13 protein-coding genes are annotated in these 14,873 nt (G+C 61.0%); all 13 read left to right on the top strand.

Annotated features, from left to right (window positions below):
• Positions 1-81: 81 nt before the first annotated feature.
• Complete coding sequence (locus N2315_03985) at positions 82-2,043, top strand: sodium-translocating pyrophosphatase (GenBank protein ID MCX7828353.1); 1,962 nt, start codon at positions 82-84, stop codon at positions 2,041-2,043.
• A gap of 144 nt (positions 2,044-2,187) precedes the next feature.
• Positions 2,188-3,927, top strand: a complete 1,740-nt coding sequence (gene dnaG / locus N2315_03980) for a DNA primase (protein ID MCX7828352.1) — start codon at positions 2,188-2,190, stop codon at positions 3,925-3,927.
• A gap of 95 nt (positions 3,928-4,022) precedes the next feature.
• On the top strand, positions 4,023-5,111 hold the full coding sequence (gene rpoD / locus N2315_03975) for an RNA polymerase sigma factor RpoD (GenBank protein MCX7828351.1): 1,089 nt from the start codon (positions 4,023-4,025) through the stop codon (positions 5,109-5,111).
• 53 nt (positions 5,112-5,164) lie between these two features.
• On the top strand, positions 5,165-6,241 hold the full coding sequence (locus N2315_03970; protein ID MCX7828350.1) for a hypothetical protein: 1,077 nt from the start codon (positions 5,165-5,167) through the stop codon (positions 6,239-6,241).
• An 82-nt stretch (positions 6,242-6,323) separates the two neighbouring features.
• The gene (locus tag N2315_03965; GenBank protein ID MCX7828349.1) at positions 6,324-6,593 is read left to right on the top strand and encodes a S4 domain-containing protein; all 270 of its coding nucleotides are present in this window, start codon (positions 6,324-6,326) and stop codon (positions 6,591-6,593) included.
• 55 nt (positions 6,594-6,648) lie between these two features.
• Positions 6,649-7,029: a RidA family protein gene (locus tag N2315_03960; protein ID MCX7828348.1), complete on the top strand. Its 381-nt coding sequence runs from the start codon at positions 6,649-6,651 to the stop codon at positions 7,027-7,029.
• A gap of 7 nt (positions 7,030-7,036) precedes the next feature.
• A complete protein-coding gene (locus N2315_03955; protein ID MCX7828347.1) occupies positions 7,037-7,663 on the top strand; it encodes a redox-sensing transcriptional repressor Rex in 627 nt (208 codons plus the stop codon).
• Positions 7,664-7,785: 122 nt separating this feature from the next.
• Positions 7,786-8,085, top strand: a complete 300-nt coding sequence (gene yajC / locus N2315_03950) for a preprotein translocase subunit YajC (protein ID MCX7828346.1) — start codon at positions 7,786-7,788, stop codon at positions 8,083-8,085.
• Positions 8,086-8,138: 53 nt separating this feature from the next.
• On the top strand, positions 8,139-9,512 hold the full coding sequence (gene secD, locus N2315_03945) for a protein translocase subunit SecD (protein MCX7828345.1): 1,374 nt from the start codon (positions 8,139-8,141) through the stop codon (positions 9,510-9,512).
• Positions 9,513-9,531: 19 nt separating this feature from the next.
• Complete coding sequence (gene secF / locus N2315_03940) at positions 9,532-10,413, top strand: protein translocase subunit SecF (GenBank protein MCX7828344.1); 882 nt, start codon at positions 9,532-9,534, stop codon at positions 10,411-10,413.
• Positions 10,414-10,569: 156 nt separating this feature from the next.
• Positions 10,570-10,950, top strand: a complete 381-nt coding sequence (locus N2315_03935; GenBank protein MCX7828343.1) for a LapA family protein — start codon at positions 10,570-10,572, stop codon at positions 10,948-10,950.
• Between the two features lie 14 nt (positions 10,951-10,964).
• On the top strand, positions 10,965-12,593 hold the full coding sequence (locus N2315_03930) for a DHH family phosphoesterase (GenBank protein ID MCX7828342.1): 1,629 nt from the start codon (positions 10,965-10,967) through the stop codon (positions 12,591-12,593).
• Positions 12,590-14,872 carry a bifunctional (p)ppGpp synthetase/guanosine-3',5'-bis(diphosphate) 3'-pyrophosphohydrolase gene (locus N2315_03925; GenBank protein ID MCX7828341.1) on the top strand — a complete coding sequence of 761 codons (2,283 nt, stop codon included), beginning with the start codon at positions 12,590-12,592 and terminating at the stop codon, positions 14,870-14,872. The genes N2315_03930 and N2315_03925 overlap by 4 nt, the downstream gene beginning before the upstream one ends.
• The last annotated feature ends 1 nt before the right edge of the window (position 14,873 follow it).

The following is a 14,873-nucleotide window of genomic DNA, read 5'->3' as shown; positions in this document are numbered from 1 at the left end:
TAATCAACGTCGGCTTTGGTACCCCCCTCATGAGGGGGGTAGTGTTTCTATTTCACTTTTTTGTTCGAGGAGGTCTGGGTCATGGGTTACTCGTGGTTAGGAGTGGTGGGCGGAACCGGCGTTCTGGCCATCCTGTTCGCGTTGGTGGCCACGGGGCGCATCAACGCCTTCAAGGTGGAAAACGAGAACGTGGTTCGCCTCTCCGGCATCATCCAGAGGGGCGCTATGGCGTTTCTCTACAGGGAGTACAAGGCGCTCATCCCCTTTGTGGCGGTGGTTGGAGCCCTTTTGGCTTACAAGATAGGGGTGCCCAGCGCGGTGTGCTTCGTGATAGGCGCCGTATGCAGCGCCTCCACGGGCTACGCGGGCATGAAGGTGGCCACCAAGTCCAACGGTAAGACCGCCTTCGCCGCCACCATGGGCATGAACTCCGCCCTGAAGCTGGCCTTCCAGGGCGGCAGCGTCATGGGCATGACCGTGGTGGGTGTGGGCGTGATCGGCATCGTGGCCATGTACGTGCTCTTTGGCGACCCCAACGTGATAGCCAGCTTCGGATTCGGCGCCAGCTCCATAGCCCTGTTCGCCAGGGTGGGGGGCGGCATTTACACCAAGGCCGCCGACGTGGGCGCCGACCTGGTGGGCAAGGTGGAGGCGGGCATACCGGAGGACGACCCCAGGAACCCGGCGGTCATCGCGGACAACGTGGGTGACAACGTGGGCGACATCGCCGGCATGGGCGCCGACCTCTTCGAGTCCTACGTCAACTCCATCATAGCCGCCATGTCCGTGGGGGCCATGGTCTTCGGCACCGCCGGGGTGGCTTATCCGCTGTTCCTCGCCGCGGTTGGCATAGTGGCCTCCATACTCGGCACCTTCTTCGTGAGGGTCAAGGAGGGTGGAGATCCGCAGCTTGCCCTTCGGATGGGGCTTATCTCCACCGGGGTGTTCATGATCCTAGGCACCTTCTTCGTCACCCGTTGGATCTTCCAGGATCTTACCCTCTTCTGGGCGGTGGTGGCCGGCGTGGCCGCCGGCGTGGCCATCGGCTACGTGACCGAGATATACACCTCCGCCAGCTACAAGCCCGTCCAGGAGATAGCTGACGCCTCCAACACGGGCTACGCCACCAACGTGCTGGCGGGCATCGGAGTGGGCATGAAGTCCACCGGATGGCCGGTGGTCTTCATCTGCGCCGCCACCCTGGCGGGCGTCAAGTTCGGCGGACTCTATGGGATCGCCTGTTCCGCGGTGGGCATGCTGGCCATAACCGGCATGGCCCTGTCGGTGGACGCCTACGGCCCCATCGCCGACAACGCGGGTGGAATCGCCGAGATGAGCGGGCTCCCCAAGGAAGTAAGGAACATCACCGACAAGCTGGACGCCGTGGGCAACACCACCGCCGCCATAGGCAAGGGGCTTGCCATCGGTTCCGCCGCCCTTACCGCCCTGGCGCTCTTCGTGACCTATGGCCAGGCGGTCAAGCTCTCCGCCATAGACCTTAAGGACCCCAAGGTGATGGTGGGGCTCTTCATCGGCGGTCTTCTGCCCTTCATCTTCAGCGCCCTCTCCATCCAGGCGGTGGGCCGGGCGGCTCAGAGGATGATAGACGAGGTGCGCCGCCAGTTCCGGGAGATCCCGGGCATAATGGAGGGCACCGCGGAGCCCCAGTACGAGAGGTGCGTGGACATATCCACCGCCGCAGCCCTTCGGGAGATGGTGGTGCCCGGCCTCATGGCGGTGGCGGTGCCGGTGCTGGTGGGTTACTTCCTGGGAGTTCAGGCCCTTGGCGGGCTCCTTGGCGGATCCATAGTCACCGGCGTCATGATGGCCATCTTCATGTCCAACGCCGGCGGCGCTTGGGACAACGCCAAGAAGTACATCGAAGAGGGGCACCATGGCGGCAAGGGCACCCCTGCCCACGCCGCGGCGGTGGTGGGGGACACCGTCGGAGACCCCTTCAAGGATACCGCCGGTCCGAGCCTCAACATACTAATCAAGCTCATGTCCGTGGTGGCCCTGGTCTTGGCTCCCCTCTTCCTCTAAGCTTGAACCGTTGAGCGAGAAATGCGCGGCCCCCTGGGATTCTCCCAGGGGGCTTTTGGGCCCTTTGGGACGTTTCAGCGTAAAAAGATCCGCAGGGGCGGTGGGAAACCCCCTGCGGATCCTTGGTTTGCCGGGGGTGTGGCTTTGAACGACCACGTGCGCCTCATAAAGGAAAGACTGGATATCGTGGACGTGGTGTCCGCCTATTTGCCCCTGCGCAAGAGGGGTAAACACTACGTGGCCCTGTGTCCCTTCCACTCCGAGAAGACACCCTCGTTTACGGTATCCCAGGAACGCCAAACATATCACTGCTTCGGATGCGGCAAGGGGGGAGACATATTCTCCTTCGTCATGGCCATGGAGAACCTGTCCTTCCCGGAGGCGCTGGAGAAGCTGGCCCAGATGGCGGGGGTGCAGGTAGATAAGAGGGTTTCCTCCCGCCTTCCTATCCTGGAGGAGGCGCTGCGGTTCTTCCGTGACAGGCTTAACTCTAAGGAGGGTGCCGCGGCCCAGGGATACCTCAGCCGAAGGGGTCTGGACCCACGGGCCTTTGAGCTCTTTGAGCTGGGCTGGGCCCCCATGTCCTGGGGGGCCCTAAGGGATCATCTGGCCTCCAGGGGGTTCAGCGTGAAAGACGCTCTTGACGCGGGGCTTTTGGTGGAGGGACAGCGGGGGCCCTATGACAGGTTCCGGGGAAGGGTTATATTCCCCTTGAGGAACGAGACCGGACGGCTTGTGGGGTTTGGAGGCCGTTTGGTGGACGGTGAAGGGGCCAAGTACGTCAACAGCCCCGAGGGCCCCCTGTTCGAGAAGAGGAAGTTCCTGTATCTTTTGAACATGGCCAAACAGGCCATAAGGGAGCGGGGAAGGGTGATACTGGTGGAGGGCTACATGGACGCCATCCGCTGCCATCTCAAGGGGTTCAACGAGACGGTGGCGTGCCTTGGCACGTCCCTCACGGAGGAGCAGTGCGCCATGATAGCCCGGCACTCGGACCGCTGCGCCGTGTGTTTCGACTCGGACCTGGCGGGTCAGGAGGCGGCGGTACGGGGGATGTACATGCTGCATCGAATGGGCGTTGAGGTGGCGGTGGTGCGGATCCCTTCCGGGAAGGATCCAGACGAGTTGCTGTCCGCCCCCGATGGGGTATCGAAGTTCAAGGCAGCCCTGGAATCCGCGTTGCCCCTGCCGGTCTTTCACGCCGCCTCCAGGGTGGGGTCCGGCGCCTTGGGGATGGATCTTAAGGGGCAGCGGGAGCTCTTGGAGGGTCTTGCGAGCCTTTCGCCCCTGTATCTTAAGGAACACATACCGAAGGTGGCGGAGGTGCTTGGGGTGTTGCCCCACCAGTTGGAAAGGGAGTTGGATCGAGTTGGCCGGGGCAGGGGTGGGTCCCTAGGACCTGCCGCTGTAGGAGAGCCGCCCGGCAGGGCGTCGGGCAATGGGTCTTCTGCGGGTGTTCCGGGGGACTCTCCCCAGGAGGACAAGGATGACCTTTGGGAGTGGGGGCTGTGCGCCGCCCTTTGGTACCGCCGGGAGCTTCGTGGGGTTCTGCCTCCGGAGCGGGTGATACCCCTGCTCAGGAGGGATGAGGCCAGGACCTTGGCCTTTGCGCTCCTTTGCGGGGAGGACCCGGGGGAGATGGAGTCCCGGTGGGCCGTGATGGGGGACAGGGTTTATCCCGCCATAATAGCCAAGGGGGGGGCGTTTTTAGACCAGCTGATGGTGGACGACCCGGTGGGGGAGATCCTGGCGGGGCTAGAGAGGAATCACCAGATGAGACGTTACAGATATCTTAAGGAACGCATGGCCAGGGGAGAGTCCTTGGAAAACCATGAGATGGAGGAGTTCTTCAACCTGGCAAGGAAGATAAAGGGAAGGGGGTAGGGGCGTCCGACATGGTGGAAAAGCTTGAAGGCAACGGGGACGTCAGAGACGATGGTGAGGTCATGGTGACCGAGGACTCCGCAGCCTCGGAGAACATGATGGACTACATAGAGAACGTGAGGGACCTTCTTCACGACGCCAGGGAGAAGGGGTCCGTCACCTACGATGACATAGAGAAGCACCTGCCCAAGGAGCTCCTGTCAGCAGACGTGCTGGACAACCTTTACTTTACCCTTATGGAGCTTGGGATAGACGTGGTGGACGAGAGCAAGTCCAGGGCGCAGGAGGGGTTGGCGGAGGACGTGCTGCCCCAGATGACCCTGGCCTCCGACGACCTGGGGGACCTTGAGGATCTGCCCCTGTCCGACCCCGTCAGGATGTACCTTAGGGAGATAGGCAGGATACCCCTATTGTCCCCGGAGGAGGAGGTTGAGCTTGCCAAGGGTGTCGAGGCGGGGGACGAGGCGGCCAAGAGCAAGCTTGTGGAGGCCAACCTTCGCCTGGTGGTGAGCATAGCCAAGAAGTACATAGGCCGGGGCATGCTCTTTCTGGACCTGATCCAGGAGGGCAACATGGGGCTTATACGGGCGGTGGAGAAGTTCGACTACCGGAAGGGCTATAAGTTCAGCACCTACGCCACCTGGTGGATAAGGCAGGCCATAACCAGGGCCATAGCGGACCAGGCCCGCACCATAAGGATACCGGTGCACATGGTGGAGACCATAAACAAGCTCATAAGGGTATCCCGTTCATTGGTGATGCGGCTTGGCCGGGAGCCATCGGTGGAGGAGATAGCCGCGGAGATGGGGGTTACCGCCGACCGGGTGGAGGAGATCCAGAAGATAGCTCAGGAGCCCGTGTCCTTGGAGACCCCCATAGGGGAGGAGGAGGACAGCCAGCTGGGGGACTTCCTGGAGGACAAGGACCTTCCAAGCCCCGATGAGGCGGCGGCGAACCAGATACTGCGGGAGCAACTGGAGGAGATGCTTGAGGATCTCACGGACAGGGAGAGGGAGGTCTTAAGGCTTCGGTTCGGCCTTGAGGACGGCCATTCCCATACCCTTGAGGAGGTGGGGAAGCGCTTCGGGGTTACCAGGGAGAGGATAAGGCAGATAGAGGCCAAGGCGTTGAGGAAGCTGAGGCACCCCAGCAGGAGCAAGCGGCTGAGGGACTTTCTGGACTAACCAAGTCTCAGGGGTGCCCCGCTAAAGTCAGAGGTCGAGAAGGAGGGATCCCCATGACCCGGACAGCGTTGAAGATCCTTGAGGACTTTGATGGGGAGGACCGGGTGCTTTCCCTTTACATGTCCTTCCAGGGGATGAGCGCCAAGCAGGCCTCCATAGAGCTCAAGAATCGGTCCCGCGGCGTGGACCGGGAGTTCCAGCAGGGACTTTCGAGGGCTCTGGATGAGTTCAGCGACAGGTTTGGGACCTTTAAGGACCCGAGGGCCCCTAGGGGGGTGGCCCTCTTCACCGCCCGGGATGGGGCTTTCGCGGCTTTGGAGCTGCCCAACCCCGTCAATGGGGAGTACGTCATGGATGCCCCGGCCATCCTGCCCGCCGTGAAGGCCTTCTCGCCCTTCCGGGATGCCTGGATGGTGCTCCTCCGCAGGGGGGATGCCAGGATATTCCGCTTTGGACATCGCCTTTCCGAGGCCGATAGGATTTCGGAGGAGATAGTAAGGCCCGTGAGGGACGCGGGGTTCAGGGGAGGTGAGGAGCGTCGGATAGAGCGCAGGTCCGAGACGTCGCTGGGGCGGTTCCTCAAGGACCTCAAGTGGCGGATAAAGGAGCTGGACATGGAGTTTCCCAGCCGGGAGGTTTGGCTTTCCGCCTCAGAGGAGCTTCTGCCCGAGGCTTTGGCTGCACTTCAGGAGACGGGACTTCCGGTGCGTCCCATAAAGCTCAGGGGGGACGACGACCTTCACCGCCTGGAAGAAGACCTCCGGGAGGCCATGGAGAGACGGTTCTTCCAGGAGTCCGAGGAACTGGTGGAGAGGATATTGGAGGGGCCCATCCGTTCCGCCCTGGGGCTTAGGCAGGTCATAGACGCCGTGAACCGCCGGGAGCTCATGAAGCTGGTGATAGAGGACCTGGAGGACCTAAGGGGTGTGAGGTGCGGCTCCTGCGGGGCCTTGGGGATTGACGAGCCCCAATGCCCCCTCTGCGGCGGGGCCATGGGGGAGGAGGAGAACCTGCAGGAGGCCATAGCCCGACGGGCCATCCGGGGAGGCGTCAACGTGGTGGTGCTTGGAAGGCCGTCGGCCATCCGGGAACACCAGGGGATAGGTGGACTGCTCAGAAACCCCCGTTGAGGAGTTGGGGAAGTTTGTAAAGTTGTAAAGCCTCCGCGGATTTGATATACTCCATCGAAGATTGTTAGTGGAGGTACAAGCCTTGCGGGTCGATAAGTTCCTGAAGCTGTCCAGGATAGTTAAGAGAAGGACCGTGGCCCAGGAGATGGCGGAGGCCGGCGCGGTTCGGGTTGCCGGCAGGGTTGCCAAGCCCTCCACGGAGGTTAAGGATGGAGACCTGTTGGAGGTGGATTTCCCCTCCCGTTTCCTCAAGGTCAGGGTGTTGACCGCCGATGAGGCCCAGCTTAAGAGGAAGGCGGCGCCCTTTGAGGTCTTGGAGGACAGGAAGGTTGCCAGGGAGGAGCCCTGGTGACCTTCCTTTTAGCTGTCCGTAAAAAACAAATACTTGTACTTGGAGGTGCTTTTAGTTGAAGAAGATAATCAACACCGACAAGGCTCCCGGTGCCATAGGTCCCTACAGCCAGGGCATCTGCGCCGGCCAGTTTTTCTTCTTCTCCGGTCAGATCCCTTTGGATCCCGTAACCGGCGAGATGGTGGGTTCCGATGCGGCCTCTCAGGCGGAGAGGGTGCTTGAGAACGTGAAGGCCCTTTTGGAGTCCCAGGGGCTGAGCTTCAAGGACGTGGTGAAGAGCACCGTTTTCATCACCGACATGGCCAACTTCGCGGCGGTCAACGAGGTCTACTCCCGTTACTTCACCGAGGACCATCCTGCCAGGTCTTGCGTGGCGGTGGCTGCGCTGCCCAAGGGTGCGCTGGTGGAGATCGAGGTGATAGCCTACAAGGGCTGATCGGTCCATGAGGGTTGCGGAGCCTACGGTAGAAAGGCTTGTCCAATATTACCGCCTCCTGGGGCAGCTCAGGGAGGAGGGGCGGTTGGTGGTGTCTTCCCAGCAGATGGGTGAGATGCTGGGGATAAAGGCCAGCCAGGTTAGAAAGGACCTGTCCTACTTCGGCGAGATAGGCAAGCGGGGGGTGGGTTACCACGTGGATCGTCTCTACGACCACGTGAGCGGCATCCTTTCGTCCCCCGGGGTTTGGCGTATAGGCCTTGTGGGGGTGGGGCACCTGGGCTACGCCCTTCTGGGGCATTCCGCCTTCCGGAGCGAGAAGTTCAGGATAGAGGCCCTTTTTGACGTTGACCCCTCCAAGGTGGGGCAGGTGATAAACGGGGTTGAGTGCTATCACCTGAATGAGATGCCTCAGGTGGCCCGGGATAAGGACATCAAGGTCCTCATCCTCACGGTGCCCGGCTCCTCCGCCCAGGCCTGCGTCGACATGGCGGTGAACAGCGGCGTCATAAGGGGGATACTCTCCTTTGCCCCCACCGCCCTGGTGGCCCCGGACCACATCCTGGTCTACCGGGTGGACATATCGGTGGAGTTGGAGAAGCTGCTGTTCTTCCTTAAGGGCGGCGGTGTTTGAGGCCGAACCCGGTCGTGGTAAAATCTTTCGCGTGCGCTCCAGCGCGGGGCGCACGCAAAATTTTTTGACTTTGGGAGGGGTATCCTTTGGGTAACCAGCAGCAGGGTCTTTTGGGTATGTTGATGCCTTTGGCGCTATTTGTGGTGATATTTTATTTCCTCATCATCCGTCCCCAGAAGAAGAAGCAGAAGGCCCACGAGGAGATGCTGGCCTCCATAAGCCGGGGCGATAAGGTTGTAACCGCCGGCGGTTTCTTCGGAACCGTGAGGGACATCCTGGACGACAGCTTCATAATAGAGGTGGCCGACGGGGTTAAGATGAGGATCCTCAAGGGATCCATATCCTACAAGAGGACCCCCGAAGGGGAGAAGCCCAAGAAGCAGGACGCCGCTTCCCAGGCGGAGCAGAAGGACAAGGACTGATCCCCGGCCTTTTAAAAGCAAGGGGCCGAGAGCTTTAAGGAGGACGAGGGAAGATGATGAAGAGGGACTTCTGGCGGTTGGGCCTGGTGGTGCTGGTGGCCGTGGCTGCCGCGCTGGTGGCCTTTCCGCTGGATGGAAGGATACGGCTGGGGTTGGACCTGAAGGGCGGGTCTCAGATACTGCTGAGGGCAAAGGGAACCCCAGATAACCCCCTTACGGAGGACGGGGTCCAGCGGCTTCTGGCTGTGCTTAGGAACCGTATAGACCAGTACGGGGTGGTGGAACCTCAGATACAGCGGCAGGGCAGCGACAGGATACTGGTGCTCCTGCCCGGCGTGGAGGATCCGGAGGCGGCGTTGGACCTGATAGGCAAGACCGCCCTCTTGGAGTTCCGGCCGGTGCTTGGGGCGTCGGAGGAGCTTCCCCCTGGGCCGGAGCGTAAGAACTACGAGAGCGACGAGGCCTACAACGCCGCCAAGGCCAGATGGGAGGCCATAAAGGCCCAGGCGGATAAGGCGGCGGAGGAGCTCAAGAAGTCCGCTCCCGAGGGCAGCCTGGTGGCCAGGGGCGAGGACGGCAGGGTGTACCTGTTGGGAAGGCCCTATCTAACCGGCAAGGAGCTCAAGGACTCCCGAACCAACTTCGACCAGTTTGGAAGGCCCGTGGTGTCGCTGAAGTTCAACGACCGGGGCACCAAGCTCTTCGACGAGGCCACCGCCCAGAACGTTGGCAAGCAGATAGCCATAGTGCTGGACGGCGTGGTGGTTTCCGCCCCGGTGGTCCAGGAGCGGATCCGCGGCGGGGAGGCCCAGATATCTGGCCGATTCACCGAGGCGGAGGCCAAGAGGCTGGCCATAATGCTAAGGGCAGGAGCCCTTCCGGTTGGGGTTGAGGTCATGGAGAACCGCTCTGTGGGTCCCACCCTGGGGGCCGACTCCATAAGACAGGGTATAAGGGCGGGGCTCATAGGGGCCGGTTTGGTGGCGGCCTTCATGCTGGTCTACTACGGTCTTTTGGGCTTAGCCGCCGATGTGGCCCTTGGGGTTGCCATAACGATGCTGCTTGCCGCCATGGTGCTTCTCAAGTCCACCCTGACCCTTCCCGGAATCGGAGGCATCATCCTGACCATAGGCATGGCGGTGGACGGCAACATCCTCATATACGAGAGGATAAAGGAGGAGCAGAGGTCCGGTAAGACCCTGATGGCCTCCTTGGACGCGGGGTTCCGGAAGGCCCTTACGGTCATCCTGGACTCCAACATAACCACCCTGATAGCAGCGGCGGTGCTGTTCTACTTCGGCACCGGACCCATACGGGGATTTGCTGTGACCCTCAGCATCGGCGTTGTGTCGTCGGTGTTCTGCAACGTGGTGGTCACAAGGGCCATCCTGCAGTTCATGATGGGCCGGCGAAGGGCCGCCGCGTAAGGGAACGGAGGTTTCTTCCATGACTATCAAGACCCACGATTTAAAGATACCCTTCATGGGGCTAAGGCGCGTGGCCCTTGGCGTGAGCCTCATCGCGGTCCTGCTGAGCCTCTTCCTGGTGGCCATCAAGGGGCTTAACCTTGGGGTGGACTACACCGGCGGCGTGCTGATGCAGGTTGAGACCCCGAAACCCGCGGAAGTCGGGGAGATAAGGTCCGCGGTTTCCTCCAAGGTGAGCGGGGAGCCCATAATCCAGGCCTTCGGCCCTAAGGACTTCCTCATCCGACTTAAGAGCGTCTCCGATTCGGAGAGGAGGGCGGCACTGGAGGTTATGAGGGATAGGTTCGGAGAAGTGAAGGTTCTCAAGCTTGAGACTGTGGGCCCCGTGGTGGGCTCCGAGCTCAAAGGACAGGCCATTATAGCCCTGGCCCTGGCGCTTGGGGGCATTCTGCTTTACATGGCCTTCCGCTTCAAGTTCCGCTTCGGCGTGGCGGCGGTGCTGTCGCTGGTGCACGATGTGGCCATAATGCTCGGAGTGTACAGCCTGACGGGCCGTGAGGTGTCGGTTTCCTTCATAGCCGCGGTGCTGACCGTGGTTGGTTACTCCCTTAACGACTCCATAGTGGTCCTCGACCGGGTGAGGGAGAACTGGAAGGACGTCTCCCGCAGGGGAGTACTCCAGGTCATAGATGACTCCATAAACCAGACCCTGTCTCGCACCATAAACACGTCGCTTACCACCCTTTTGCCGGTGCTAGCCATGTTCTTCCTGGGAGGAGACGTGATCTCCAACTTCGCCTTTGCCTTCCTGGTGGGCATCGGAGTGGGTACCTACAGCTCCATCTACATAGCCGGCGCCATACTGGCGGAGTGGTATCTCAAGTCCCCCGCCAAGGACTAAGCGTGGCGGTTTAAAGCGTTCATTGGGGGTCCGGAAAACCGTTTGGGGTCCGGACCCCTTGCGTTTTATCCTTGAATGTTTCCTTACCCCCGAAGTTGGTTTATCATAGGATCCCAAAGGATTATGGGATTACCATGTTTCATGGGGAGGGGTTTTATGAAGAGCTACACCTTGGCCATAGCGATTTCAATGCTCCTTTCGGCGGTATATGCATTCCAGAACGCTTCGTCCGTCACGGTCAGGTTCCTGTTCTTGGAGAGATCGCTCCCCCAGGGCATATGGGAGGTCCTTCTGTTCTCCGCCGGGGTGGTGCTCATGTGGGTGTTCTCCCTTGTGGCGATGCTGGAGATGAGGGGAAAGCTGAAGGGCAGGATAAAGGACCTGGAGGATAAGGTCCGGGGGCTTGAGGAGGAGAAGAGGTCTCTTCTGGAGGCCCTGGGAAGGTCCGGCGGGGCCAACAGGCCCTCCGCCCAGGCATTGGACGAGGCCCCTTACGGCCAAAGAGACGGGGAAGAAGGGAAGACAGAGATAGAATAATGGTTCTGTGTGGAATGGATAAGATAAAGCTGGTTCCCCGAAGCGGAGATCGGGCCCCATCGGGGAACCTTGGTCCTTTGTTGGGCTCCATAGCTGCCATGCGTGGCGTAGATGAGGAGGGGTTTCTTCGATGGCTGTGCTCCGACCTGGAGGACCAGCTTAAGGGGATTCCCCTTAACGAGCAGGAGCGCAGGGCCTTTGACCTGATATCCAAGGTCAGGCCCGGCGACAGGGTCATCATATACGGCGATTACGACGTGGACGGACTGTCCGCCACCACCTTGGCGTTGGAGATGATGTTGGAGCGGGGAGCTGCGGTACGCTACTTCATACCCCATCGATGTCATGAGGGGTACGGCTTCCACCTGTCCACCGCAAGGCGCATAGCGATGAAGGGCTGTGACCTTTTGTTGGTGGTGGACTGCGGGACCAAGGATGTGGAAGCCCTTGACGCAATAGCTTCCGCAGGCATACCTACGGTGGTATTTGACCACCATCTTCCCGGCGAAGCGTTGCCCCAAGGCGTGCTGGTGAATCCCCACTGTTTTGATGAGCCGTCTCAGCTTTCCGCCCTCTGTGCCACCGGGGTGCTCTGGGCTTGGATATGGAGGACCTCCATCCTGGATCGGTCCTGGGTCATGGGAAGGCTTGATCTGGCGTGTCTTGCCACGGTGGCGGACTGCATGGACCTGTCGGTGCCCCTAAACCGCTGCATCGTCCGAGAGGGGCTTGAGGTTATAAGAAGGTCCGCCCGCAGGGGGATAGGGGTTCTTTTGTCCAAGCTTGGGGTGGACAGGGAAGGTATTGACGAGGAAGTCCTCTCCATGAAGGTCATACCCTGCCTTAACGCACCGGGCCGGCTGGGGCTGGCGGAGGACGCGGTGCGGCTCCTTTACCCCGGCCGCGACCCGGTGGAGGGCCTTGCGGATCGGGTGGTGTCGATGAACGAGGAGAGGCGTCGCCTCTCTTCCATGATAATGAAGGACACCCAGGAGGATGCCAACAGGCACGTTTACCACGGACCTAACTGGCCGGTGGGGGTGCTCAGCAGCGTGGCAAGCCGCCTGTGCTGTGAGAGGGGCCGGCCCGTGGCGCTGGTTGCCCCAACGGACGGAGGCCTTAGGGGCACCTTGAGGATACCCAACGGATCCGGGGACGCGGTGGGGCTGCTTTCCCGCATATCGAACCACCTTAGCGCCTTTGGCGGACACAGGTACGCCGCGGGTTTTTCCGTGGAGGTGGAGAACTGGGACTTTGTGAGGGATAAGCTGGAGGGGTTGTTGAGGGAGATCCCCTCCGAGGATCGGCGGATAGAGGCCCTCGACTGGCCCCTTGCCATGGTGGGGCAGGAGATGGAGGAGGACATCGCCAGGCTCAAGCCCTTTGGGATGGGCAACCCCTCCCCCCTGCTGTTCCACCGGGGGGGGTTTTCGGTGGAGCCCATGGGCAAGACCGGCCGGGTTAGCCGCCTCGTCGCCTCAGGCCGAGAGCTGGTGGCCTTCGCGCCTCCCGCGGAACTAGAGGGGCTGGACGTCGTGGGGTTTGTGTATCGTCCCAAGCTTGAGTACTGGAGGGGCAGGAGGCGCCTCAAGCTGTACCTTGAGCGGGCCGTCCTCGAGGGCCCGGGGGGGGGAGTCCGTTGAAACCGTCCCATCAATATGGCAGTTCATCCCAGCCCATGGCCCAGGAGAGGGGCATAAGGGCCCTCATGGAGGGGTTCATAGGCAGGATGCCGGAGGACCACCGAGTGGGCTCCGTCAGGATCCCCCTGCAGGAGCTTTGGAGCAAGGCGTCGAAGTACATGGATCGCCAGGACCTGATGAAGCTGGGGGAGGCGCTGGTCTTCGCCGCCAACGCCCACAGGGATCAGAAAAGGCACAGCGGTGAGCCATATGTGGTGCACTCAATAAGTGTGGCGGCCATCCTTGCGGACATGGAGCTTGACGTGGACACGTTGTGCGCCGCCCTTCTCCATGACGTGCTGGAGGACACGGACATAGGCAAGGATGAGATGCAGAGCCGCTTCGGCGAGGACGTGGTGACCATGGTGGACGGGGTCACCAAGCTGGGGAAGCTTGCCTTCAAGTCCATGGAGGACTACCAGGCGGAGAACCTGCGGAAGATGTTCCTGGTGATGGCAAAGGACATAAGGGTGGTCCTCATAAAGCTGGCGGACCGGCTCCACAACATGAGGACCCTTCAGGCCCACCGGAGGGACAAGCAGATAACCATAGCCAAGGAGACCCTGGAGATATACGCCCCCTTGGCCCATCGGCTTGGGATATACAACGTCAAGCGGGAACTGGAGGACCTGTGTTTTAAGATCCTGGAGCCCGAGGTCTACTACGAGATCCGCCGCCGGGTGCGGAAGAAGCTGCCCGAGCGGGAGGCCATAATAAAGCAGGCTTTGGACGTGCTTCAGCAGAAGCTGAAGGAGGAGGGCATCGAGGCCTCCTTGAGCGGAAGGCCCAAGCACTTTTACAGTATATACGAGAAGATGCGTCGTAAGAACCTGTCCCTGGAGCAGCTCTACGACCTTTTGGCCTTGAGGGTTGTGGTGGGCACCGTTGCGGAGTGCTACCAGGTGTTGGGCCTTGTGCACACCATATGGAAGCCAATACCGGGCCAGTTCGATGACTACATAGCGAACCCCAAGAGCAACATGTACCAGTCCCTTCACACCACCGTCTTGGGCCCCAGCGGGGAGCCCTTGGAGGTGCAGATAAGGACCTGGGAGATGCATTGGCTTGCGGAGTACGGCATAGCCGCCCACTGGCACTACAAAGAGGGCAAGCGGCGGGTGGACCAGATAGACCAGAAGCTTTCCTGGATAAGGCAGGTCTTGGAGTCTCAACAGGAGGGGTCCCCGTCGGAGTTTTTGGATAACCTTAAGACCGACGTGCTCACCTCAGAGGTGTTGGTTTTCACCCCGAAGGGGGACGTGGTGTCCCTCCCCAACGGCTCCACCCCCATAGACTTCGCGTACGCCATCCACACGGAGGTGGGGCACAAATGCGTTGGCGCCATGGTCAACGGCCGCATCGTGCCCATGGACTACAAGCTGTCCAACGGGGACATAGTGAGGGTGCTCACCTCCCCGCAGGGGAAGCCCTCCAGGGATTGGCTTAAGATAGCCAGGAGCAACCGTACCAGGAACAAGATAAAGTCCTACTTCCGCCAGCAGGACCGGGCGGAGAGGGAGGAGCGGCTTGAGAGGGGAAAGGACCTGCTGCAGAAGGAGCTGCTCCGGCGGGCTCCCTCTTCGTCGGTTACCCTGGACATGATAATGCCCCAGCTCAACCAGCTGGCCCACGACATTGGATACTCATCAGGGGAGGACCTGATCCTGGCGGTGGGCTCCGGCAACCAGACCCCGTCGGGGGTGCTTTCCAGGGTGTCCCTTGATAAGTTCGAGCGGGAGAAGCCCGAGGAGAGGGAGAACCTTCAGGAGGTCACCATAGTTCCCGCCCAGCCCCTTCGGAAGGAAGTGGACGCGGAGATAGTGGTGGAGGGGGCCGAGGGGGTGCTTGTGTCCCTGGCCCAGTGCTGCAGGCCCGTGCCGGGGGATCCCATAACCGGAAGCGTGACCAAGAGCCGGGGCATAACGGTGCACCGGTCCGACTGCCCGAACGTGAAGTCCAAGGACCAGGAGAAGCTGGTGGCCGTGTATTGGGGTAAGCCAAAGACCAAATACGTGGCCCGGATCCTGGCGGAGGGCTTTGACAGGCCCGGCCTGTTCTCGGACGTCACGTCCGCCATATCGGTTATGGACGGCTCCCTTGTGGGTGTAAAGGCCAACGTGATAGGCAACGCCAAGGCGAGGATGATACTGGAGGTCATGGTGAACGACCTTGAGCACCTGTACAGGATAATGGGCAAGGTGGGGTTGGTTAACGGCATCTCGGGAGTTCAGCGGGGGTGAT

The sequence above is a fragment of the Thermanaerothrix sp. genome, assembly GCA_026417795.1.
Lineage (GTDB): Bacteria > Synergistota > Synergistia > Synergistales > Synergistaceae > Thermanaerovibrio.
Note: the sequence above shows the minus strand (reverse complement) of the source record. Positions and strands in the feature narration are given on the sequence as shown.